This is a genomic window from Roseovarius sp. MMSF_3350, assembly GCF_030733425.1.
GTDB lineage: Bacteria > Pseudomonadota > Alphaproteobacteria > Rhodobacterales > Rhodobacteraceae > Roseovarius.
Map to the genome: position 1 here is coordinate 119,796 of NZ_JASHIZ010000008.1, position 20,956 is coordinate 140,751.

At 65.6% G+C, this 20,956-nt stretch carries 21 protein-coding genes, 1 tRNA gene and 1 riboswitch; of the genes, 9 read left to right on the forward strand and 13 right to left on the reverse strand.

Going from position 1 to position 20,956, the window contains the following annotated elements:
• Positions 1-3: 3 nt before the first annotated feature.
• From RBB31_RS09765 to RBB31_RS09790, 6 genes are read right to left on the reverse strand one after another with little or no spacing between them, the layout of a single operon-like run.
• Positions 4-801, reverse strand: coding sequence for an MBL fold metallo-hydrolase (locus RBB31_RS09765; protein ID WP_306129160.1), 798 nt, complete (start codon positions 799-801; stop codon positions 4-6).
• Complete coding sequence (locus RBB31_RS09770) at positions 801-1,607, reverse strand: TatD family hydrolase (protein WP_306129099.1); 807 nt, start codon at positions 1,605-1,607, stop codon at positions 801-803. The genes RBB31_RS09765 and RBB31_RS09770 overlap by 1 nt, the downstream gene beginning before the upstream one ends.
• A gap of 22 nt (positions 1,608-1,629) precedes the next feature.
• A complete protein-coding gene (locus tag RBB31_RS09775; protein WP_306129161.1) occupies positions 1,630-2,787 on the reverse strand; it encodes a DNA polymerase III subunit delta' in 1,158 nt (385 codons plus the stop codon).
• Positions 2,787-3,398 carry a dTMP kinase gene (gene tmk, locus RBB31_RS09780; RefSeq protein ID WP_306129100.1) on the reverse strand — a complete coding sequence of 204 codons (612 nt, stop codon included), beginning with the start codon at positions 3,396-3,398 and terminating at the stop codon, positions 2,787-2,789. The genes RBB31_RS09775 and tmk overlap by 1 nt, the downstream gene beginning before the upstream one ends.
• Positions 3,395-4,561 carry a D-alanyl-D-alanine carboxypeptidase family protein gene (locus RBB31_RS09785; RefSeq protein WP_306129101.1) on the reverse strand — a complete coding sequence of 389 codons (1,167 nt, stop codon included), beginning with the start codon at positions 4,559-4,561 and terminating at the stop codon, positions 3,395-3,397. Before RBB31_RS09785 ends, tmk begins: the two co-directional genes overlap by 4 nt.
• Positions 4,562-4,575: 14 nt before the next feature.
• Positions 4,576-5,514 (reverse strand): SPOR domain-containing protein, encoded by a 939-nt coding sequence (locus RBB31_RS09790; protein ID WP_306129102.1) that lies wholly within the window; start codon positions 5,512-5,514, stop codon positions 4,576-4,578.
• A 202-nt stretch (positions 5,515-5,716) separates the two neighbouring features.
• On the opposite strand from RBB31_RS09790, the gene RBB31_RS09795 reads away from it, so the two are divergent.
• Positions 5,717-5,806, forward strand: a tRNA-Ser gene (locus RBB31_RS09795).
• Between the two features lie 122 nt (positions 5,807-5,928).
• Here RBB31_RS09795 and RBB31_RS09800 read toward each other — a convergent pair.
• The 7 genes from RBB31_RS09800 to RBB31_RS09830 all read right to left on the reverse strand — a co-directional run bounded on the left by RBB31_RS09800 (position 5,929) and on the right by RBB31_RS09830 (position 13,381).
• Positions 5,929-7,002: a c-type cytochrome gene (locus RBB31_RS09800; protein ID WP_306129103.1), complete on the reverse strand. Its 1,074-nt coding sequence runs from the start codon at positions 7,000-7,002 to the stop codon at positions 5,929-5,931.
• Positions 6,999-7,565, reverse strand: coding sequence for a cytochrome c oxidase assembly protein (locus RBB31_RS09805; protein ID WP_306129104.1), 567 nt, complete (start codon positions 7,563-7,565; stop codon positions 6,999-7,001). The genes RBB31_RS09800 and RBB31_RS09805 overlap by 4 nt, the downstream gene beginning before the upstream one ends.
• Positions 7,562-7,933, reverse strand: a complete 372-nt coding sequence (locus RBB31_RS09810; RefSeq protein WP_306129105.1) for a hypothetical protein — start codon at positions 7,931-7,933, stop codon at positions 7,562-7,564. The genes RBB31_RS09805 and RBB31_RS09810 overlap by 4 nt, the downstream gene beginning before the upstream one ends.
• 10 nt (positions 7,934-7,943) lie before the next feature.
• Positions 7,944-10,454 (reverse strand): cytochrome c oxidase subunit I, encoded by a 2,511-nt coding sequence (gene ctaD, locus RBB31_RS09815; protein WP_306129162.1) that lies wholly within the window; start codon positions 10,452-10,454, stop codon positions 7,944-7,946.
• A 95-nt stretch (positions 10,455-10,549) separates the two neighbouring features.
• Positions 10,550-11,527, reverse strand: coding sequence for a cytochrome c oxidase subunit II (coxB, locus tag RBB31_RS09820; protein ID WP_306129106.1), 978 nt, complete (start codon positions 11,525-11,527; stop codon positions 10,550-10,552).
• Positions 11,524-12,120: an exopolysaccharide biosynthesis protein gene (locus tag RBB31_RS09825; RefSeq protein WP_306129107.1), complete on the reverse strand. Its 597-nt coding sequence runs from the start codon at positions 12,118-12,120 to the stop codon at positions 11,524-11,526. The genes coxB and RBB31_RS09825 overlap by 4 nt, the downstream gene beginning before the upstream one ends.
• A gap of 247 nt (positions 12,121-12,367) precedes the next feature.
• Complete coding sequence (locus RBB31_RS09830) at positions 12,368-13,381, reverse strand: peptidoglycan-binding protein (RefSeq protein ID WP_306129108.1); 1,014 nt, start codon at positions 13,379-13,381, stop codon at positions 12,368-12,370.
• Between the two features lie 241 nt (positions 13,382-13,622).
• A riboswitch (TPP riboswitch) is annotated at positions 13,623-13,723 on the forward strand.
• Between the two features lie 96 nt (positions 13,724-13,819).
• Between RBB31_RS09830 and RBB31_RS09835 the strand changes: the two genes are divergently transcribed.
• The 8 genes from RBB31_RS09835 to RBB31_RS09870 all read left to right on the forward strand — a co-directional run bounded on the left by RBB31_RS09835 (position 13,820) and on the right by RBB31_RS09870 (position 20,951).
• The gene (locus RBB31_RS09835; protein ID WP_306129109.1) at positions 13,820-14,815 is read left to right on the forward strand and encodes an FAD-dependent oxidoreductase; all 996 of its coding nucleotides are present in this window, start codon (positions 13,820-13,822) and stop codon (positions 14,813-14,815) included.
• The gene (thiS, locus tag RBB31_RS09840) at positions 14,799-14,996 is read left to right on the forward strand and encodes a sulfur carrier protein ThiS (protein ID WP_306129110.1); all 198 of its coding nucleotides are present in this window, start codon (positions 14,799-14,801) and stop codon (positions 14,994-14,996) included. Before RBB31_RS09835 ends, thiS begins: the two co-directional genes overlap by 17 nt.
• A gap of 3 nt (positions 14,997-14,999) precedes the next feature.
• Positions 15,000-15,773 (forward strand): thiazole synthase, encoded by a 774-nt coding sequence (locus tag RBB31_RS09845; protein ID WP_306129111.1) that lies wholly within the window; start codon positions 15,000-15,002, stop codon positions 15,771-15,773.
• The gene (locus RBB31_RS09850; RefSeq protein WP_306129112.1) at positions 15,770-16,366 is read left to right on the forward strand and encodes a thiamine phosphate synthase; all 597 of its coding nucleotides are present in this window, start codon (positions 15,770-15,772) and stop codon (positions 16,364-16,366) included. Before RBB31_RS09845 ends, RBB31_RS09850 begins: the two co-directional genes overlap by 4 nt.
• Positions 16,363-17,346 carry a HesA/MoeB/ThiF family protein gene (locus RBB31_RS09855; RefSeq protein ID WP_306129113.1) on the forward strand — a complete coding sequence of 328 codons (984 nt, stop codon included), beginning with the start codon at positions 16,363-16,365 and terminating at the stop codon, positions 17,344-17,346. The genes RBB31_RS09850 and RBB31_RS09855 overlap by 4 nt, the downstream gene beginning before the upstream one ends.
• A gap of 144 nt (positions 17,347-17,490) precedes the next feature.
• Positions 17,491-18,447 carry a PleD family two-component system response regulator gene (locus RBB31_RS09860; RefSeq protein WP_306129114.1) on the forward strand — a complete coding sequence of 319 codons (957 nt, stop codon included), beginning with the start codon at positions 17,491-17,493 and terminating at the stop codon, positions 18,445-18,447.
• Positions 18,444-18,812, forward strand: coding sequence for an Hpt domain-containing protein (locus RBB31_RS09865; RefSeq protein ID WP_306129115.1), 369 nt, complete (start codon positions 18,444-18,446; stop codon positions 18,810-18,812). Before RBB31_RS09860 ends, RBB31_RS09865 begins: the two co-directional genes overlap by 4 nt.
• A gap of 129 nt (positions 18,813-18,941) precedes the next feature.
• A complete protein-coding gene (locus tag RBB31_RS09870; protein ID WP_306129116.1) occupies positions 18,942-20,951 on the forward strand; it encodes an ATP-binding protein in 2,010 nt (669 codons plus the stop codon).
• The last annotated feature ends 5 nt before the right edge of the window (positions 20,952-20,956 follow it).

The window sequence follows — 20,956 nt, forward strand, 5'->3', positions numbered from 1 at the left end:
GGATTAGTCCCTGTAGGTGATCACCATGCCGTCAAAAGCCGGGGTGATATGGTCGGGGGTTTCGTCGACAAGAGTCTGGTAGTCCATGTCGATATGCATGTTGGTCAGCACGCCGCGGCGCGGGGCGGCGCGCGCCAACCACTCCAGCGATTGCTCCAGATGGGCATGTGTCGGATGCGGCGTGCGTCGCAGCGCGTCGAGAACCCAGCAATCCAGCCCTTTCAGGATGTCCCAGCTTTCGTCGGGGATCGCTGCCACGTCCGGCAGATAAGCGAGGTCGCCAACCCGGAACCCCAGCGCGTCGATCGAGCCGTGGTTGACCTCGAAGGGCCGCAGGGTAATGGGCCCGCCCTGCCCCTCGATCACCACGTCGCCCTTGATCGTGTGCATGTCGAGTATCGGCGGGTAGGGGCTGTCCTCTGGCTGGATGAAGGCATAACCGAAGCGCGCGTACAGAGCATTCTGCGTGTCGCCATCGGCCCAGACCGGCAGGCGCTGACGCATGTTGAAGACGATCATCCGCAGATCGTCCAGCCCGTGCACGTGGTCGGCATGGGCATGGGTATAGACCACCGCGTCAAGCGTCCCCACACCGGCATCCAGAAGCTGCGCGCGCAGGTCGGGCGAGGTGTCGATCAGCACGCGCGTGATGCCGTCCTCGCCCTCGCGCTCGATCAGCATCGAGCAGCGGCGGCGATAGTTCCTGGGGTTCTCGGGATCGCAATCGCCCCAATGTCCGCCAAGGCGCGGCACGCCGCCGGACGACCCGCAGCCCAGGATGGTGAACCGCGTCTCTCCCATCAGGCGGCGGCTTTCCATTGGGCGGCCTTCCAGAACAGCCGGTCGAAATTGCCCTGCGTCTGTGCGGCGAAGTCGGGCCAGTCCATGCCGAAAACCTCTGCCCCCACCTTGGCCGTGTGCACGGTATAGGCAGGCTCGTTGCGCTTGCCGCGATAGGGCGGCGGGGCCAGATAGGGCGCGTCGGTTTCCACCAATATGCGGTCCACCGGAGCGGTTGCGAATATGTCGCGCAACTCCTGGCTCTTGGGAAAGGCCGAGATGCCCGACATCGACAGGTAGAAGCCGAGCTCGAGCGCCGTCCTGGCCAGCGCCGCGCCGGACGAAAAGCAATGCATCACGCAGCTGTATGCGCCGGCCCTGTGCTCTTCGGTCAGGATACGCGCCATGTCCTCGTCGGCATCCCGCGCGTGGATGATCAGCGGCAGGCCGGTCTGACGTGCCGCCTCGATATGCAGGCGCAGACTCTTCTGCTGTGCATCCGCACTCTCGGCGGTATAGTGGTAATCCAGCCCCGTCTCGCCGATACCCACGAATTTGGGATGCGTCGCCAGTGCCACCAGTTCGTCCACCGTGGCCATCGGCTCGTCCGCCACGCTCATCGGATGGGTCCCGGCCGCATAGAAGACCTCGTCATGCGCCTCGGCAATCGCCCGCACCTGCGGCTCCAGCCGCAGCTTGGTGCAAATCGTGACCATGCGGGTGACGCCAGCCTCGACCGCGCGGGCAATGACGTCGTCACGCTCTTCGTCGAAGGTCTCGAAATCAAGATGGCAATGGCTGTCGGTGATCTGGACTTGGTCGGTCATGGGGCCTTGGATGTGACGGTGCTCAGAGGGATGTAGCGGTCTGCTGCAATTTGAACACCGTATCAAGCACGAGGGCCGCAGGGTCAAGGTTGACCGCCCGCCCGTGACGCGCCCGTGCGCCGACCTCTTGCGCGCAATCGGCCCAGGCCCGTGCCTGAACCGGGTTGCCCGCCAGCTTGCCGATCGCCTCGGCCTCGCCCGACACGGCCTCGGGCGGCAGGATGCCCGTGGCCCCCGCCCGCGCAACGCGGGCCAGGAACATGTCCATCAGCGCCAGCAGCAGGTCCAGCTTCTGCTCGGCGCCGCGCTGCGCCGTTGCCTCGGCCAGCTTGATCGCGCGCGGCCGGTCCAGCATCGGCAGGCTTGCCGCCAGACCCACGATCTCGGCATAGATCTTCAGCCCGTCAAGGTTGTAAAGCCGCACCGCCTCGCCGGCCGAGCCGCCGGAAAGCTCCGCCAGTCCCGGTGCCTGGCCACCGGGGTCGATCCCCGCCTGGTCCAGCGCCGCGATCACGTCCTCGGGGCTCAGCCGGTCCAGTCGCAACTCGCGGCAGCGCGAACGGATCGTCGGCAACAGCCGCGCAGGCTGATGCGCGATCAGCAGCAGCGTGGTGCGCGCCGGCGGCTCCTCCAGCATCTTCAACAGCGCGTTCGCCGCCGAGGTGTTCATCTCGTCGGCGGCGTCGATGATGACCACCCGCCGCCCGCCATCTATTGCGCTCAGGTTCACGAAATCGGCCAGCTCGCGCACCTCGTCCACCCGAATCTCGCGCGAGAACTTGCCCTCCTCGAAATTCTTCTGACGGTCATTGTCGCTGGTGCCCTGCCCGCCGCGCCGCACAAGGTGCAGCCCCGGCTCGGACCCCGCCAGCACGCGCCGCGTCACCGGGTGGTCGTCCGCAATCTCCAGGCTGTCGGGCGCGGGCAGCGCATCGCCGAAAAGCCCCCCGCCATCCGCCTCGGGGTCCGGTGTGGCCAGCAGGAACCGCGCGATCCGCCAGGCCAGCGTTGCCTTGCCCACGCCGCGAGGCCCATGGATCAGCCAGCCGTGATGCAACCGCCCCGTGTTGAACGCCTGCAAAAATGCGCCCTGCGCGGCCTCCTGCCCGTAAAGGCGAGCGGTCTCGGCCGGGTGCGGCGCGCCTTCGACGCGGTCGGGAAGCGGGATGTCACGGTCCATCATGTCAGGCGCGGTTCTACCGCAGCCCGCACATCCGCCGCAATCGCTTCGATCCCACGGTTGCCGTCGACCACAACGAAGCGGTCTGAAAATTCGTCCGCAAGGTCCAGGAACCCCTGCCGCATCTGCGCCTGCAGGCTGGCGCCAAAGCTCTCGAACCGCTCTTCGCTGCCGCCGCGCGACAAAGCGCGCTCCAGCCCAGTGCCCGGGTCCATGTCGATCAGGACAGTCAGGTCCGGCTCACGCCCGATCATCAGCTCGTGCAGCGCATCGACCTTTTGGCGCAAATCGCCCCGGCTCAGCCCCTGGTACATGCGCGTGCTGTCGGCGAAACGGTCACAGATCACCATTTTCCCGGCCGCCAGCGCAGGCTCGATCAGCCGTTCAAGGTGGTCCCGCCGCGCCGCGGTGAACAGAAGCAATTCGGTCTCGGCCGCGCCTTCCAGCACCAGCTTGCGGATTTCCTCGGCGCCCTCGCTGCCGCCCGGCTCGCGCGTCAGGATCACCTCGCGGCCCGTGCCTTGCAGATGCTCTGCCAATAGGCGGGCCTGCGTGGACTTGCCCGACCCGTCGATTCCTTCAAAGGTGACGAAGCGGCCCTTCCCGCTCAAAGCGCACCCTCGGGCCCCTGCTGCAAGCGTTTCAACAGCACACCGGCGACGGTCTTCAGCCGCACGGCAAAGCCGCCCACGGCAACGCTTTCGGCAGCCACGAGCGGCACGCGCATTTCAGGCAGCCCCTCGGGCGTGAACACCAGCTCGCCCAGTTCGTCGCCCTGCGCGATGGGCGCGCTCACGGGGCCTTCATAGACCACCTCGGCCTTCATGTTGTCCGAGCCCAGCACCGGGACCAGCGTCGTCAGGTCTTTGGCAGGGGTCAGCCCTACGGTTGCCGTGCTTCCCATCCAGACGTTGGCGCGCGAGACTTCGCTGCCGGCCTTGACGATCTCTTTTTCGGCAAATTGGCGAAAGGACCAGTTCACAAGGGCTTCCGCCTCTTGTGCTCTTTGGGCAGCCGTTTCCAGTCCCGACAGCACGAACACCACGCGGCGCCCGCCCTGTTCGGCCGAGCCGGTAAGCCCATAGCCGGCGGCTTCGGTATGCCCGGTCTTAAGGCCGTCCGCCCCGATCCCCAGCTTCAGCAGGGGGTTGCGGTTCTGCGTGTTCTGCGGCGCGCGGCCGTCGAATTCGTACTCGGTTTCGGCGAACATCGGATAGAAGTTCGGGAAATCCACGATCAGCCGCTCGGCCAGGATCGCAAGGTCGCGCATGCTCATCCGGTGTCCTGCGGCGGGCCAGCCGTTCGAGTTGGCGAAGGTCGAGTTCGTCATGCCCATGTCCCGCGCCTTCTGGGTCATGAACCGGGCGAACCCGGCCTCCGTGCCGTCAGGGCTCAGCGCCTCGGCAATCACCGCGCAGGCGTCGTTGCCCGACAGCACGATGATCCCGCGCAACAGATCCTCGACGCTCACCCGGTCGGTGGTGTCAAGGAACATGGTCGAGCCGCCATAGCTCATCGCATGCTGCGACACCGGCAGCTTTTCCTGCAGGGAAAGCCGCCCGTCGCGAATGGCCTCGAACGCCACGTATAGCGTCATCAGCTTGGACATCGAGGCCGGCGGCAAAGGCTCGTCGGCGTTCCGGCTGAGCAGGACGGTCCCGGTTCCCAGATCCTTCACATACGCGGCCTTGGCGCTGGTGTCGAAAGCCTGCGCCGGCAAGGAAAGCGCAATCACCGCGACACAGGCGGTCAGAAGTCGTGCAAGAAGGGTCATGGGGAGGTTCCGTATCAGTTTGTTACAGCGTATGCATCATCAAAACCGACGTCCTTGACCTTTTTCAACAGGACAGATTGTTCCGACGCACTCTGCGCGGGTCCCACGATCACCCGCCAGAAGGTCTTGCCCTGCGAGCTCTGTTTTTTAACGGTCGGCACCATGCCCTCCTGCCGCATGGCGGTGGCGGTATTCCGCGCATTCTGCTCGACCGAGAAGATGCCGATCTGCAGATAGGGCTTGGACAGGGACGAGCCCGCCTGCACCGGCGTCGCCGCGGCGGGGGTCGCTTGCGGGGCCGGTTCGGTGGCCACGGCGGGCGTCGTACCCGCGGTCTGGGTCGCCGGGCTCACCGGATCGATGGCCTCGGCGCTTTCGATCGCGGCGGCAGCCCCGGCCAGCGGGTCCAGAGTGGTCTGTTCGACCGTAGCAGGGGCCAGCGAGCCAGTCTCACCTTCGGTCTCGGCGGCGGCCAGCGCTTCGGGGTCCGGCGCAGACTCCCGGCGCAGGGCGGTCACGTTCAACTGCGACGGCGCACCGGCCAGCATGCCCAGAGCATCGGCGGCATCGGACGAGACCTGAAAGATCGGCCCCGGATTGCTGCGTTCCCGGCGGAAGAGCGCGCCGATCACGAACTTGTCGTTCTTGGTGTTGCGGATGATGACGCGCTCGGGCTCCTGCACGTCGGGGTGCGCGACCCACACGCCACCCAGCGACGGGCGGCCGTCCCACAGGCCCTTGTCGGTCACCTGGAAGACATCCGGCGCTTCCACGTCCCGCTCGATCAGTTTGACCGAGTTGTCCGCCGAGGTCACCTCGTCGGTCTCATTGGCTTGCGATTTGAAAAGGCCGAATTCTCCGCCCTCGGTGCAACCGCTCAGAACCAGCGCAATCACGCTGGAGGCGGTGATCAGGCGCACGCGCGCACCTTTGCCCGTCCATTGAAATATCATGTTTCGTCCCTTGCCTGTCATGCACCGTTTTGGGTGCGGGTGCCGGTTTTCCGGCGTTTGCTCGAGCGCGCAGTTGCCTGCGCCTGCATACAGAATAACCGCTCCGGGCCGTTCTGAAAAGTCTGCAAAGCGATTCCAGCCAAAATCCACGACAACTGATGCCTTTAAGAATCGCCGAAGCCACAGTAACACGTCCCAATGCGGAGGTTTGGCAGAGTGGTCGAATGCACCGGTCTTGAAAACCGGCGGGCGTGAAAGCGTCCCCAGGGTTCGAATCCCTGAGCCTCCGCCACATGCTCGGCACGCAGACGAGCAAGCCGTTAAACTCACTTTCATTTCACGTTTCAGCCCGGAAAGCGTCATGAATACCGTGGGTTTCGCCAGACACGCAGCTCCAGCGACTATTCCCCAACCCTAGTCCGCCGTGTCGTCGAGCTTGGCAGGCTCAAGACTCGCATAATAGGCCGCCAGCGCCTCGATTTCACGGTCGGTCAGGTCCTTCGAGGCCTTGAACATGAGCTCCGCCGCCCGTCCGCCACCGCGATTGCCTTCGCGCCACAGCGTCAGCTGCTGCGCAAGGTAGGGTGCGTGCTGCCCCGCCAGCGACGGGAAGGCCGGGTTGATCGGCACGGGCCATGGCCCGTGACAGGCGCGGCACGCCGGCACGCTTTGCGAGCCACCCTTGGCAAAGGCCAGAGCCCGGCCCTGCTCGGCCAGTTCCGACGGCTCAATCGCCGTGCCCTCGGGCGAGACATCCGCAAACGTCCGGGCCAGCCGCTCGACCGATGCGGCCGGAAGCTGGCTCATCACCTCGTACATGATCCCGCTGTCACGCGTGCCGTCGCGATACGCGGCCAGGCTTTGGGCGATATACTCTTCCGACAGGATATCCAGCCGAGGCACCTGCACGTTCTCGCTGACGCCGTTCCGTCCATGGCATACCGCACAACCGCCCTCGGTGTCGTCCGTGATTGCCTGCCATGTGTCCGGCGTCATCCCCTTCTGCGCCCGCAGGAAAGCGACCAGCGGCCAGACGTCATCCTTCCGGTCGGCAGGCCAGCCGGGCATCCCGCTCATCTTGATGCCGTTATGAATGATCCAGTGCATCTCGGGCGCATTCCAGTGGTCGGCCACCAACGCCAGCGAGGGCGGTTCCGGCAGCATCTGCTGCACCGTGGCGCTGCGCGGAACGCCCGGCGCGCCGTGGCATTCCATGCAGGCCGATTTGTAATGCCCTGCCCCCAGCGCCACCATGTCCGGCGTATCGAGATTGTCCGGCACCGCACTTTTCGGCGGCGCCCGGAACGCGACCGAGCTTTCGAACGTGGTGTGCATGGCCCAGGTCACGCCCGGCCAGTGTCCGTGCCGCGCCGAAACGTTGAACAGGCCCACGCCGACGATCAGCACCGCCGCCGCGAGCCCCAGCACGGCGGCGGCGCCCGCGATGGCGATCATCGTCCTGCCGTGCAGTTCCCGCAACAACCTCACGCCGTCTCCTCCCTTACCACGCGCGCCGCCAGCACCAGCGCCCCGATTAGATAGACCGGCGTGCCGATGGCCAGCATCAGGATGCCGCCCAACTGCTGCCCCGACAGGTCCGGCGCCCGACCGCAGATCTCGGCATAAAGGTCGCCGGGCGCGAGGACCAGCAAGGCGCCGAGCAACGTCATGTGCATCGACGTCAGGAACAGCCCCCCTGCCCCCACCAGGGGCTGACGCGCGTAGAGCGCCCCGGACCAGACCGCCAACCCCGCGGACAGGAACGCCGCCTGTTCCAGTACCCGCCCGCCGAAGGTCAACTGCGCGAAACCGTGCAGCTGCGGCAGGTGCCACGCCCAGACGATGATGAATTCGACGACCGCCGCCAGCATCACCGGCACGGCAAAGCGCCGCGCGGCACCCGGCCAGGCAAGCACCGCCAGCGGCGCCACGCCCGCCACCAGCCCCATATGCCGCAGCATGTGCGCCGGGAAAGGCCCAAGCCACGCCTCCCACGGGGGCATGTACAGTCCAGCCAGCAACGCCAGCGCAGAGATCCTTGCCAACCTCACAGGCAGGTCTCGATGAAAAGCGCCGGCATCGCCACGAAAATAACCCCGATGGCCGACGCGATGCTCAACAGGAACCCCGCATGGCCCAGAAACTCGCGCCGGGCCTCGACAGTGGGCTTGTCATGCACGTAATCCTGATCGTCGAGGTAATCCCATTGCACCCACGCCCTCCACGCGATCCAGCAGATCAGCGCCAGCGCCAGCACGGTCAGCCCCAGGATCGATAGCCGCGCCAGATCGGGCGTGCCGATCTTGCTGCATTCCACGGCTGTGATCGCGTAGATGATCGCGAAATGCAGCGTCCAGACGGTGGGTGCCGCGATCATGTGCCAAATGCTCTCGTGCCGGAACGGGGTTTCCTCGGTCATCTTTTCCGCCTCACATCAGCCTCGGGGCCACGCCGACCAGCAGCGTGGTGATCACGCCGCTAAGGCACATGAAATGCCAGAACAGCGTCGTGTTGCGCAGATCGGCATCATACAGCTGCGTCAGCTTGCCGAGCACGCTGCCCGCCAGGCAATAGAGCAGCATCACGATCGCCAGCACGCAATGCGCCGAGGTCCAAACCGTCAGCGCGTACATCACCGCCGGGAAGGCGTGCGTCTCGGGTTGCAGCCCCGGCATCACAATCGCCAGCCACATGCCGCCCAGCGCCGCGCAGGTCGCCAGCACGGCACCGACGATACACCAGCGTGCCACGCCCTGTCGCCCGCCCCGGTTCAGTTCTCGCGCCGCCACCGTCGCGCCCCACGCAACCACGTAGGCCAACATGGCCGACAGCGCCCACATCATGTCGGGCAGCGCCGCGCCCTCGGGCGGGAAATCCGGCCGCGCGGTCCAGAAAAAGAACACGCCGAAGACAAGGCTGGCAAAAGCCGTCGCATCACCCAGCATGGTGATGAACACCGCCCACCACCCCGGCGCCTTGGGCCCGGTCACGTAGACCGGCAGGCGAAGGCCCAGGCCCGCGTCCCGCATCGGGTCTTTCGGCACCTGCGCGGTCGAGGTCCACAGCCAGTAGATCACGCAGGCCACCGCACAGGCGCCGGAAAAGGCCGACAGCCAGTAGAACTTGAAGACCGGCAGAATGAACGCCCCGCCGGTGAACGCCGCCGCCCACAGCGTGACCCAGGCCGGCCCGGTGACCTGCACCACCGCCTGCGGCACCGCATCCACCGCCGAGGTCACGATTGTCTCGCGCCTCCCCTCCGGCGCGTCGGCGATGTAGAACTTGCCGTCATCGAAACGCTCCAGGAACTTCGGTTGCTCCCACAGCGGATAGCGCGAGGCGATATAAGGCACCGACCGCACGCCCCACGCCTCCTCGGGGACGTCATGCGACCATTCCAGCGTGCCCGCGTTCCACGGGTTTCGCTCGGTCAGCGGCTGCTTGCTCTTGGGGCGCAAAAGGTCCCACGCAAAGACGAGGATGCCCGCCGCCAAGATGAAGCTGCCCAGTGTCGACACCATGTTCAGCACGTCCCACCCGGCGGATTCCGGATAGGTGAACACCCGCCTCGGCATCCCCTGCAAGCCGGTCAGGTGCATCGGCAGGAAGCAGATATTGAAGCCCGAGAAGGTCAGCCAGAAGGCCCATTTGCTCAGCCGGTCCGACATTTTTTTCTTGGTGATGAACGGATAGAAGTAATAGATCCCTCCGATGATCGGAAAGACCATGCCGCCAAAGAGCGTGTAATGCAGGTGCGCCACGACGAAATACGTGTCATGCACCTGCCAGTCGAAGGGCGCGATGGCCACCATCACCCCGGTCAACCCGCCTGCCGTGAAGATCGCCAGCGCCCCCGCGATCCACAGCATCGGCTGGCTCATCGTCACCCGGCCCACCATCAGTGTGGCGACGAAGGCGAAGATCTGCACACCGGTCGGGATCACAACCGCCTCGGACGCCGCCGAGAAGAAGCCCAGCGACAGAGACGGCAGCCCGGTGGTGAACATGTGGTGTACCCACAGGCCGAAGCTCAGGAACCCAACGCCCACCGCCGACAGCACGATCCACGAATACCCCACCATGGGCCGCTGCGCCGCCGTGGGCACGATCATCGCGGCGATGGCGATGGACGGCAGGAAGACGATGTAAACCTCCGGATGCCCGAAGATCCAGAACAGGTGCTGCCACAAGAGGGGGTCGCCGCCCCGGTCGGGATCGAAGAACGGCCAGTCCATCGAGCGTTGCAGCTCGAACAGAAAATCCCCCGCGATGAGCGGCGGAAAGGCGAAGAGGATCATCACGCCCACGACCAAGACGTACCACGCGTAAAGCGGCATCAGGTTGATGCGCATTCCCGGCGGGCGGCACTTGATCGTTCCCACGATCAGCTCCACCGCCGCCGCGATGGACGCGACCTCGATGAAGGACAGTCCCAACAGCCAGATGTCCGGCCCGATGCCCTCCTGCTCGGTGGCCAGCGGCGGATACATGAACCAGCCCGAACTGGGCGCGACATTGAACAGGATCGAGCCCAGCACGAAGATTCCGCCGATCAGGAACGACCAGTAGCCATAGGCCGACAGACGCGGAAACGGCATGTCCCGCGCCCCCAGGAACGCGGGCAGGATCAGGATCGAAACCGCCTCGAACATCGGCACGGCGAAAAGGAACATCATCGCCGAGCCGTGCATGGTGAAGAACTGGTTGAAACGGTCGGCGCTCAGGAAATCGTTGTCCGGCACTGCCAGCTGGATGCGCATCAAGAGCGCCAATACACCTGCGCAGAGCATGAAGAAGAAGGCCGTCAGCGAATACCAGACCCCCACTTCGGTATTGTTCACCGCCGACCAGTAGCGCCAGCCCTTCGGCGTCTCCCAGGCTTTGCGAAGCTCGGCCTCGCGCCTTGCTTTCACCTCCGGGTCGACCGGCGCGTCCAGCATCTCCTCGGTCGGCGGATAGGTGCCCTCGGGTCCGGCGTCGAAAACCTTGCCGCCATCGCCATGTCGCGCGGAATCTCGGAGGGTGTTCGTCTCGCTCATTCCAGTCCCCCAAGATAGGCCGCCATCGACGACAGTTCGTCCTCCGACAGGTGGTCATATCCCGGCATCTCGACACCGGGCTTGAACTCTGCCGGATCACGCACCCAGTTGCGCAGCGCGTCTTCGGTCATCGGCAGGATGCCCGCCGCCAGCGATACCCGCGACGCAAGGTGGGTCAGGTCCGGACCCACCTGCCCTTCGGCCGCTGTTCCCCTGACGGCGTGACAACCGCCACAACCCTCCGACAGGAACAACGCCGCACCGCGCCGCGCTTTCTCGGTCGCCGGCTCGACCGCCGGCGCCGCCTCCCGCTCCAACCACTCCTCGAACGCCTCGGGCTCCATCACCACCGCGCCGAACGCCATGTACGCATGACTTTCGCCGCAGAACTCGGTGCATTGCCCGCGGTATTCACCCGGTCTCGTCGGCTCCAGCGACATCCGCGTCTCGCGCCCGGGGATCATGTCGGTCTTGCCCCCCAGTGCGGGTATCCAGAACGAGTGTATCACCCGCTCGGCGTTCAGCGTGATCTCGCTGCGCTGACCTGTTGGCAGCCGCACCTCGTTGGCCGTCACGATAGGCGTCTCCGCGCCTTCCGGCCAATAGGCCACGCGCCACCAGAACTGATGGCCCGTCACCTCCACGCGCAGCCCCTCGCCCTTGTCTCTTTGTCTGGGCATATCGTTCAGCGCATAAGCCAGAAGGATCGACAGCAAGATCACCGGCACCACCACGCCGCCGCCGATGATCAGCGCCTCGGCGGCGCGGGCGTTCAGCGGGCGCGGCGCAATCCTGGTCACGAAATGGATCAGCCCGTTCAGCGCCACCCACAACACCACCGCTCCGGCCAGCATCACCCAGAACAGCGTCGCCAGCACTTCGGCATCGCGCCCCGCCGGGTCCAGCACCGATTGCGGCCCGTCACAGGAACACAGCACGAAAAGCGGCAGCAGGACGACGGCCGGCCCCCTCACAGCAGGAACCGCACCAGAAGCCACGCGCCCACCGCGTAGGGCAGCAGCGCCAGCACGAAGACCACACCGTCGCGGGTAAGCATCGCCATCACCAGCAGACACACGCCCGTGGCCGCGACCGACCCCGAAAAGGGGATGAATTCCAGAAACGGCATGGCCATCCCGCTCAGCAGGCAAATCCCCTGCGGCACCCACAGCAGCGGGCGGTGAAACAGGAAGGACAGGCGCTGGCCGGTATGGCGCTCGATCCATTGCATCACCGGCGTGATCCGCTTCATGGCGTGATCAAGCTTGTCCCCGTCGATGGTCTTTCGCTTCAAGCGGTCCGGCAGGTAGAATTCCTTCATCCCCAGAATCAACTCGGCGGAGAACAGCGCGATCAGCACGCCGCACACCATCGAGACACCCGGAATCCCAGAAAGCGGCGTCGCCGCGATCAGCGCCGGCACGAAAATCAGCGGCAGCACCCCGGCCTGGCCCGCGGCCTCCAGGATCGTACCGACAGAAACCTCGGGCCGGTCCGCCACGGACCGAATTCGGCTTATCACGTCAGTCAGTGGATGGTTGGTCGGAGTCTGAAGGCTGCGGCTCACGGAACATGCCTTCGCAAACGGCCTTGCGCACGATCCACGCCACACGACCCGCGGGGCACGACCGGAGTAGAAGAACTTGCAGATTGTCGGTGATGCATCTTCGGCCTTTTTGTATCGCAGATACAACGCCGGTGCTCACGATAGGTTCCCGCCCCGGGCAACGCGCCTGCTGCTTTTTCCAGCGCGCTTGCGCGCCGCACGGCTTTGGTCCCGCTTCCCGGGCGTCGGATGCCTCGACCGCTAGCTCCTAGCGCCAGACAAAGCGGCAATCGTAAAGCACCCCGAACACACCGCGCTTGCAGACCCGCACGCGCTCGGCATTCCGCTCGGGCTCGCTCCTCGGCTCGGGCTGGGTTTCCAAAAACGCCTGGTACTCGGTTTCGCTCTGCTCGCGCAGGGCGGACAATTGCACATCGTCGAGATACCCGCTGGCCGGAAACCCGCGTTCCGTCTGCCACGACGAAATCGCCGTGCGGGTATTCGGCCCAAAGACACCGTCCGCCCCGCCCGGATCATGCGCCACCAGGCGCAGGCGGTTCTGGACCTCCCGGCGCTCACCGCGCGACAGATCCAGCGCGTCTTCGATCTCCTCGGTCGCAACCGCCGACGGGTTCGCGCGCGCGGTTCCCATCACCTCCGGCTCCGTCACCAACGGTGCCGAGTCGACGATGTTGACCGCGGAAACGGTTCCGGGCGTGAACATCGCCTCATAGGTCGTCTTGGACCCGCTGACGGAATAGGGCGCGCACTCTTCCAGCGCCACCACGGCATCGAGAAACAGCCGCCGTTGCACCGCCGACTGCGCTTCGTCGCCGACATGGTTGGGAATGCCCAAAAGCAGGCCCGCACTGTCCAGAACGAAGCTGATGGTGACGCTCTCTCCGCCCGACGCCTCCGCATCGCCCGGGTAACAGGTTGCGATCTGGTCCCGAAGCGGAGGCGCAGGTTCGGACCGCGTGACCATCGGCGCCGGCAGCACGTCTGCGTCAGCCGACGGCGCTGCGGTTTCGCGGTCCTCGCTCTCCGCGGCCCCCGTCGCGTCCGGGTCGGTGCGGTCCGCCTCGATGCCGGCGTCGCCTTGCGCCGCGCCTGCGTCGTCCAGCGGCGTGGCGGTCGTTGCGGGCGGCTCCGGCAAAGGCTCGGGCAGCGGATCGGTCCCTTGCGTCTGGCCCGCTGCACCACCCGCCCCAAGCAGCAGAACTGCGCAGACCCGGGCGATGGTCCCGGGTCGAAGACTGTAAAAACCGCGTGCACCTGTCACGACATCACCCTCCATGAAACCTCTTGCAGAATAACGCCCCCAACGGACCGAACGTCAAGGCTGGGGGCGGAAATCGGCCGGCCCGGCGGCGGCGCAATGCCACCAGCCGCCACGCGACCACCGGCCTGCAACCCACCGAATGCAGTTGGCCTTTGCATCAGGCGTTGCAGCAGGCGTGCAGCCGAATTATGTATGTGGCAAACACGACGCGCCACGTGCCATCCCGGCCCGGCGCTGCAAAATTCATCCGTCGGGGGGCCCGCAAGGGCTGAGAGGTGCATGCGCCGACCCGTCGAACCTGATCCGGGCAATACCGGCGTAGGGAACGGGTAGAGTGTGCGACCATAGCACAGGCTCATTCTCGCGTTGGCACGCCCCCAGACCTGGAGACGCGCCAGTGATAATACCCGTGACCGCACGCGCATCGGACGCCCCGGCATGACGCCCGTGACCGTCATAGGCGCCGGTGTCGCCGGCCTCTGCGTGGCCCGCACCCTGCTGGATCGCGGCGCGGCGGTGACCCTGATCGACCGCCACGCCGCGCCGGGCCCCCACGCCTGTTCCTGGTGGGCGGGTGGCATGCTGGCCCCTTATTGCGAAGGTGAAAGCGCCGAAGAACCCGTCATCCGCCTCGGCGCCGAAGCCGCCGACTGGTGGCAGGCGCAGACAGGAAGCGTGCAACAGCACGGCTCGCTGGTGGTCTCGCCCGGCCGCGACAAGGCCGACCTCGCCCGGTTTGCCCGGCTGACGACAGGCCACCGCTCCGTCACGGGGCCAGAGATCGCCGCGCTGGAACCCGACCTCGGTACCCGCTTCACCCGCGGGCTCTATTTCGAGACCGAAGCGCATCTGGCCCCCCGCGCCGCACTGATCCGCCTGCACGAAAGCCTTGTCGCCGATGGCGCCACTTTCCGGCAGGACGAGGCCGATCCCGACGCCTGCGCCATGCACGGCCTGACCATCGACTGCCGCGGCTTTGCCGCCCGCGACACGCTGCCGGACCTGCGCGGTGTCAAGGGCGAGATGCTGATCCTGTCGTGTCCCGACGTCACGCTCTCGCGCCCCATCCGCATGCTGCACCCCCGCGTGCCGATCTACATCGTGCCGCGCGGCGACGGGATGTTCATGCTGGGCGCCACGATGGTCGAGGGCCGCGCCGGTCGCCACGTCACCGCCCGCGCCATGCTGGAACTGCTCAGCACCGCCTACGCGCTCAACCCGGCCTTCGGCGAGGCAGAGGTGGTCGAGATCGGCGTCGACAACCGCCCCGCCTTTCCCGACAACCTGCCGCGCATCCGCCGCGACGGCAACCTGATCCGGGCCAACGGGCTTTATCGTCACGGCTTCCTGCTCGCCCCCGCGCTGGCGCGGATGGTCACGGACCTGATCCTTTACGACAAGACACCGGAGGTTTCCGATGAGATTGCAGCTTAACGGCACGCAAGTTGACGCCGAGGTCGCCACACTTGCCGAGCTTCTGACGGCACAGGGCTACGGCGACGCCAAGGTGGCCACCGCCGTCAACGGCACCTTCGTGCCCGCGACCCTGCGCCCCGCCCATGCCCTTGCCGACGGCGACAGCATCGAGGTTCTGGCCCCGATGCAGGGCGGCTGAGCGATGCGCGACTTCTACGGCACCCCGCTCGCCAACGGTTTCATGTTGGGTACCGCGCAATACCCCTCGCCGGCCATCCTGGCCGAGGCGTTCCGGCGCAGCGGCGCCAGCGTGGCCACCGTATCGCTGCGCCGCGAAAGCGGGCAGGACCGCGCCGGACAGGACTTCTGGAACCTGATCCGCGAGTTGGGCGTGCATATCCTGCCCAATACCGCCGGGTGTCACAGCGTGAAGGAGGCCGTGACCACCGCGCACATGGCCCGCGAAGTGTTCGAGACGCCCTGGATCAAGCTCGAGGTCATCGGCGAGGAAGACACCCTGCAACCCGATGTCTTCGGCCTGGTCGAGGCCGCGCGCATCCTGACCGAGGACGGCTTTCAGGTCTTTCCCTACACCACCGAGGATCTCGTCGTCGCCGACCGCCTGCTGCATGTGGGCTGCGAGGTGCTGATGCCCTGGGGCTCGCCCATTGGCTCGGGGCTGGGCCTGAACAACATCTTCGGCCTGCGCGCGCTACGGGCGCACTTCCCGAACGTGCCGCTGGTGATCGACGCAGGGCTTGGCCTGCCCTCGCAGGCCGCGGCGGCGATGGAACTGGGCTATGACGCGATCCTGCTCAACACCGCTGTCGCCAAGGCGGGCGACCCGGCGGCGATGGCCGAAGCCTTCGCCCTGGCCCTCAAGGCCGGCAAACTCGCCCGATCCGCCGACCCGATGGAGCCGCGCGACATGGCCGCTCCCTCGACCCCCGTGATCGGCAAGGCCTTCCTCGAATGACGCTCGACCGTTTCTATCCCATATTCGACGGCGCCGACTGGATCGAACGGCTGGTCCCGCTGGGAATCAAGCTGGTGCAGCTGCGCGTGAAGGACGCAGCCCCCGACATACTGCGCGATCATATCCTGCGCTCCAAGGCGGTCTGCGATGCGCACGACTGCACCCTGATCGTCAACGATCACTGGCAAGAGGCCATCCAGACCAGCTGCGCCTACATCCACCTCGGGCAGGAAGATCTTGATACCGCCGACATATCGGAGATCCGCAAGGCCGGCCTGCGCCTCGGCATCAGCACCCACGACAAGGCGGAACTCGAACGCGCCCTGGCGCTGACGCCCGACTACATCGCCCTGGGCCCGATCTATCCGACCATCCTGAAAAAGATGAAATGGCATGAACAGGGGCTCGACCGGCTGACGCAATGGCGTGGCCTGATCGGAGACCTGCCGCTCATCGCCATCGGCGGCATGTCGGTGGATCGCGCGGCCGGCGCCTTCGCGGCAGGCGCCGACGTGGTCGCCGCCGTCACCGACATCACCCTCAACGACAGCCCCGAGACCCGCGTCCGCGAATGGCTGAAGGCAATCCGATGAACCGCTACGCTCGCCAGACCTGCCTGCCCGCGATGGGCGAGCCCGGACAGGCCGCGATCCGTAACGCGCATGTGCTGGTTGTCGGCGCGGGCGGGCTCGCAGCGCCGGCGCTGCAATACCTTGTCGGCGCGGGCATCGGACGGCTGACACTCGTGGATGGCGATTTCGTGTCGCTGTCGAACCTGCATCGCCAGACGCTCTTCCGCGAAGCCGACATCGACTGCCCCAAGGTCGAGGCCGCCGCCGAAACCCTGCGCGCCCTCAACGCCGACTGCACCATCGAAAGTGTCGTCGCCCCCCTCGACCCGGCCAATGCTCCAAAGCTCGTGGCGCACTCCACGCTGGTCCTGGACTGCGCCGACAGTTTCGCCGTCAGCTACATCCTGTCCGACGCCTGTCTGGCCGCGGGCGTGCCGCTGATCAGCGCCTCGGTGCTGGGCGTGGCGGGCTACACGGGCGGGTTCTGCGGCACCGCGCCCTCGCTGCGCGCCGTCTTCCCCGATTTGCCCGACCGCGCCGCCAGCTGCGCCACGGCGGGCGTGATGGGGCCGGTCGTGGGCATGATCGGCGCGGCGCAGGCGCAGATGGCGCTGGCCTGCCTGACCGGCCAGTCCCCCTCGCCGCTGGGCCAGGTCCTGACGATCGACATGCAGACCTATCGCAGCAGCAGCTTTCGCTTCGACGCGGCGCCTGAGCCCGCCGCCGATCTGCGTTTCATCGCCGCCAGCCAGATCACCGCCAGCGATCTCGTGGTCGACCTGCGCGCTGCGGACGAGGCGCCCGTACCGATCTCGTCCCACGCGCGGCGCATCGGTCTCGACGCATTCAGAAACGGACCCGGCCTCATGCCACCCGACGGGGCCCGCGCCGTCTTCGCCTGCCGCTCCGGCCTGCGCGCCTGGCAGGCGGCGACCCATCTGCGCCAGAGCTGGACCGGCGAAATCGCGCTCGTCGCGGCGGGCGACACGCCCGGGATGTGAACCGCGGACAGGTGAGTCCTATACGCCACTTAAACGCGAAAAGTTTAAGAAAAATCATCTTTCTCCGTGAATGTGCCAAACTTTTGCCCGAATTGGTTAGGAACAATCGGAACGCGAGCAGACAACGACTGGGAATGAGTGACAATGCGTATTCTTGCGATAGATGACGAGCCGATCTTCTGCGATCTGCTGAAGACGCGGCTAGACCAGCTCGGCTATACAAACGTCGATACCGCCTTCACCGGTCAGGACGCCCTCGATATCGCAGCTTCCCGGACCAGACCGGTCGAATGCTTCATCGTCGATATTCGCATGATGCCGATGGACGGCATCGAACTGGTCCGCCGCCTGCGCGCTCTTCCGCATCATCAGGCAACGCCCATCGTGATGCTCTCGGCCCTGACCGACAAGGCGTCGATCGACGCCGCCTTCATGGCAGGTGCGAACGACTACATCACCAAGCCGCTGGAGATGGTCGAACTCAAGATCCGTCTCGAGATGGCCCGCAACATACTGGCCGAACGTGCGCAGGCCCGCCTGCTACACGAACATGTGCTGAAACAGGAGGCGATCCTGTTCCCCTCCGCCGATTTCGGCGGCGAGATCATTCTCGAAGATGTCCCCGGCGCCGTCAGCTTGATGTCGATGGAGAACTTCCTTCTCAAGCAGGGCAACATCCGTCTGCGCCAATCCTCCGCGATCGGCTTTAGCCTGCCGCAGGCCGAGCGGTATTTCCACAAGATGGACCCGACCTACTACGCCGTGCTGATCGGCGACATGGCGCAGGCCATATCGCGGGCTCTGTCGGCCTATCCGCACATGCTGACCTGTCCCGGCAACGGAGATATCGTGGCGCTTCTGATCGACCGGCCGCATGTCGACACGGCCCTGATCGAGGAAAATCTCGCGCACGAAATCGAAGCCCTGCGCCTGCGCTTTTCGGCCATCGACATGACGCTGCCGCAAATCGATATCGGCGCCCCTGTCCGCACCGGCCTCTTCCGCACGCAGTGCCCGACTACCCTCATCGCGCGCGCTCGCCGCGCCGCCCGCGCGCCCGAACGGGCCGGTGAGGCGGGCCAGTTGCGGGCAATCGCATGACCGCGCCGGCCCGTTCCACGCCGGGCAGCCACGTCGCGCGGTCCACAATCGAAGATGCCCTCGAGGGGATGCGCCGAGATTTCTGCGCCGGCCTCGATGCGCGTATCTGCCGGATCGAGTCCGCCCGCCTGGATGTCGCCTCCGACACGCGGGCGGCGCTCGAAAGCCTGAAATTCGAAGCACACCGCATATGCGGCGTCGCCGGAAGTCTGGGTCTCAACGCCGTCTCGGCGCAGGCCCGCGCCCTGGAAGAGCATGTGGGCAGGATCGAAGGCCGGCCATTGTCACCGGACGAACAAAAGGAACTGAACCGCCGGGTCGAGGACTTTCTCGACCTGCTCGAAGATCACCTGACCGACGACTGATTGAGCAGCACAGCCACAGGGTACCCCAGGGCCCTGCAGGCGCGCACAACCACCGAAGAAGGGGCACTTGGAGTGGCTGGAAGACTCGAAAAACTCAGAAGTTTCTGCAAACGTCGCGTGACCGCGATCGTGGCAAGTCTCACGGTCGTGCTTGTTCTCGCGCTGACCTCCCTTTTGGCCACCAAGATCAATGAGAACCTGCTGAACATGGCCCGGCAAGCCGTCCAGGAGGAAGCGCACGGGGACGCAGATGCCATCGCAAGCGCCTTGCAGCGCGAACTGACCAAGGTCGACGTCATCGCCCGCGCCATCCGCCATGCGCTCGAACAAAGGCCCGATATCACCCAGAAGGAATTCGGCGCCCTGGTCGCGCCGCTCATATCGACGACCCCTTCGATCCTCCTGGTCGGGCGCTCGCGCGGCTACATCCTGGAACAGGTCTATCCCGTCTCCGGCAACGAAACGGCGATCGGTCTGGATTATCGCCTGGTGCCGCGCCAATTCATCGGCGTCGACAGGACTCTGCGCTCCGGCGAGACGTCGCTGCAGGGGCCGGTCAATCTGGTTCAGGGCGGGCAGGCCTTCGTCCAGAGAAGCCCGTATTACGCGCCGACCACCAACGATATGTCGCAGATTGCAACGGGTATCGTCTCAATCGTCGTCGACCGGGACCGCCTGCTGAAGGAGATTGCTCAAAGCCACGGCATGATGTCCTACCATATCGCGATACGCAGCCTGGGCGATGACCTGAACCCCGTCAAAATGCTGTACGGTTCGGCAGGAACTTTCGACCATCAGCCTGTCTTGCGTCAGGTTCCCACCGATGGCAGCACCTGGCAAATCGGCCTTGTTCCGGCAACGGGCTGGCCCGTAACGGTCCGGGTCGGCAACCTTGTTTGGGCGCTCAGCTTTCTTTCAATCGGCTTTCTGGGCGCGATGTTCCTGGCGCTCTGGATGATGTACCGCTCCAAGCGTGCCGCCGAAAGCCAGCTGCGCTCGGCCATCAACTCGATTGAGGACGGGTTCGCCTTGTTCGACCCGCTCGACCGTCTGGTGTTCGCCAATGAAAAATACCTGTCCTACTACGAGCTTTCGCGCGATGCGATCTACCCCGGCAACACTTTCGAGAACATCCTCAAGGAAGGTCTGAAAAAAGGCCAGTACAAGGATGCCATCGGCCGCGAGGACGCCTGGCTGGAGGAACGGCTTGCCAAGCATTTCAACCCGACCGAACCGATCGAGCAGAAGTTGGGTGACGGCCGCTGGCTCAAGGTGGCCGAAACGCGCTCGCCCGATGGCAACACCGTGGGGTTCCGCGTCGACATCACCGAACTCAAACAGGCCCGCGAACGCGCCGAGGCCGCGAACCGGGCCAAGAACAATTTCCTCAACATCATCAGCCACGAACTCCGCACACCGCTGACTTCGGTCATCGGTTATGCACGGTTCCTGGAAAACGTCGATATTCTGCCCGGCTTCAAGGCGCTGGATAATGCCGTGCGCACCGGTGCCGATCGGGACGAATGCACCCGGGCGCTCTCTACGCTCCGCAGCGACGTCGCCAACATGTCCGGCCGGATCACCACCGCCAGCGATCACCTTCTGGGGCTAATCAACGACGTCCTCGACCGGGCCAAGCTCGAGGCCAACACCGTCGAACTTTGCATCGCGCCAGTCGATCTCGGAGACATGGTCAACACGGTGACCTCCGACCTTGGAATCAGGGCAGCCGAAAAGGGGATCACCCTGACCTCGGATGTCGTTCCCCTTTCGGTCAACGCCGATGCCAAGCGTCTGCGCCAAGTGCTGATCAATATCGTCGGCAACGCCGTCAAGTTCACCGAGACCGGCGGCGTCCACCTGTCTTCTGACCATGACGAAACCAATGTGCGGATCATCGTGCGCGACACCGGCTGCGGCATTCCCGCCGATCAGCTTGACCTTATCTTCAAGCAGTTCGTACAGGTCGACACCTCGGTCACGCGGCGCAATTCGGGCACCGGACTGGGGCTGGCGATTGCACGCCAACTCGTTGAACTGCATGGCGGCACGATTTCGGTCGAAAGCGAACAGGGCCGCGGCAGCTGCTTTACCATCACTCTTCCCCTCCACGCCCGAAACCTCGAGCTGGCCGCGTGACGCGC

Excerpts from the sequence above, each read along its gene's own strand:
- RBB31_RS09765 (WP_306129160.1), bottom strand. The coding sequence starts at position 801 with ATGGGAGAGACGCGGTTCACCATCCTGGGCTGCGGGTCGTCCGGCGGC.
- RBB31_RS09770 (WP_306129099.1), bottom strand. The coding sequence starts at position 1,607 with ATGACCGACCAAGTCCAGATCACCGACAGCCATTGCCATCTTGATTTC.
- RBB31_RS09775 (WP_306129161.1), bottom strand. The coding sequence starts at position 2,787 with ATGGACCGTGACATCCCGCTTCCCGACCGCGTCGAAGGCGCGCCGCAC.
- RBB31_RS09785 (WP_306129101.1), bottom strand. The coding sequence starts at position 4,561 with ATGACCCTTCTTGCACGACTTCTGACCGCCTGTGTCGCGGTGATTGCG.
- RBB31_RS09790 (WP_306129102.1), bottom strand. The coding sequence starts at position 5,514 with ATGATATTTCAATGGACGGGCAAAGGTGCGCGCGTGCGCCTGATCACC.
- RBB31_RS09810 (WP_306129105.1), bottom strand. The coding sequence starts at position 7,933 with ATGACCGAGGAAACCCCGTTCCGGCACGAGAGCATTTGGCACATGATC.
- ctaD (WP_306129162.1), bottom strand. The coding sequence starts at position 10,454 with ATGCTGGACGCGCCGGTCGACCCGGAGGTGAAAGCAAGGCGCGAGGCC.
- RBB31_RS09835 (WP_306129109.1), top strand. The coding sequence starts at position 13,820 with ATGACGCCCGTGACCGTCATAGGCGCCGGTGTCGCCGGCCTCTGCGTG.
- thiS (WP_306129110.1), top strand. The coding sequence starts at position 14,799 with ATGAGATTGCAGCTTAACGGCACGCAAGTTGACGCCGAGGTCGCCACA.
- RBB31_RS09845 (WP_306129111.1), top strand. The coding sequence starts at position 15,000 with ATGCGCGACTTCTACGGCACCCCGCTCGCCAACGGTTTCATGTTGGGT.
- RBB31_RS09850 (WP_306129112.1), top strand. The coding sequence starts at position 15,770 with ATGACGCTCGACCGTTTCTATCCCATATTCGACGGCGCCGACTGGATC.
- RBB31_RS09855 (WP_306129113.1), top strand. The coding sequence starts at position 16,363 with ATGAACCGCTACGCTCGCCAGACCTGCCTGCCCGCGATGGGCGAGCCC.
- RBB31_RS09860 (WP_306129114.1), top strand. The coding sequence starts at position 17,491 with ATGCGTATTCTTGCGATAGATGACGAGCCGATCTTCTGCGATCTGCTG.
- RBB31_RS09865 (WP_306129115.1), top strand. The coding sequence starts at position 18,444 with ATGACCGCGCCGGCCCGTTCCACGCCGGGCAGCCACGTCGCGCGGTCC.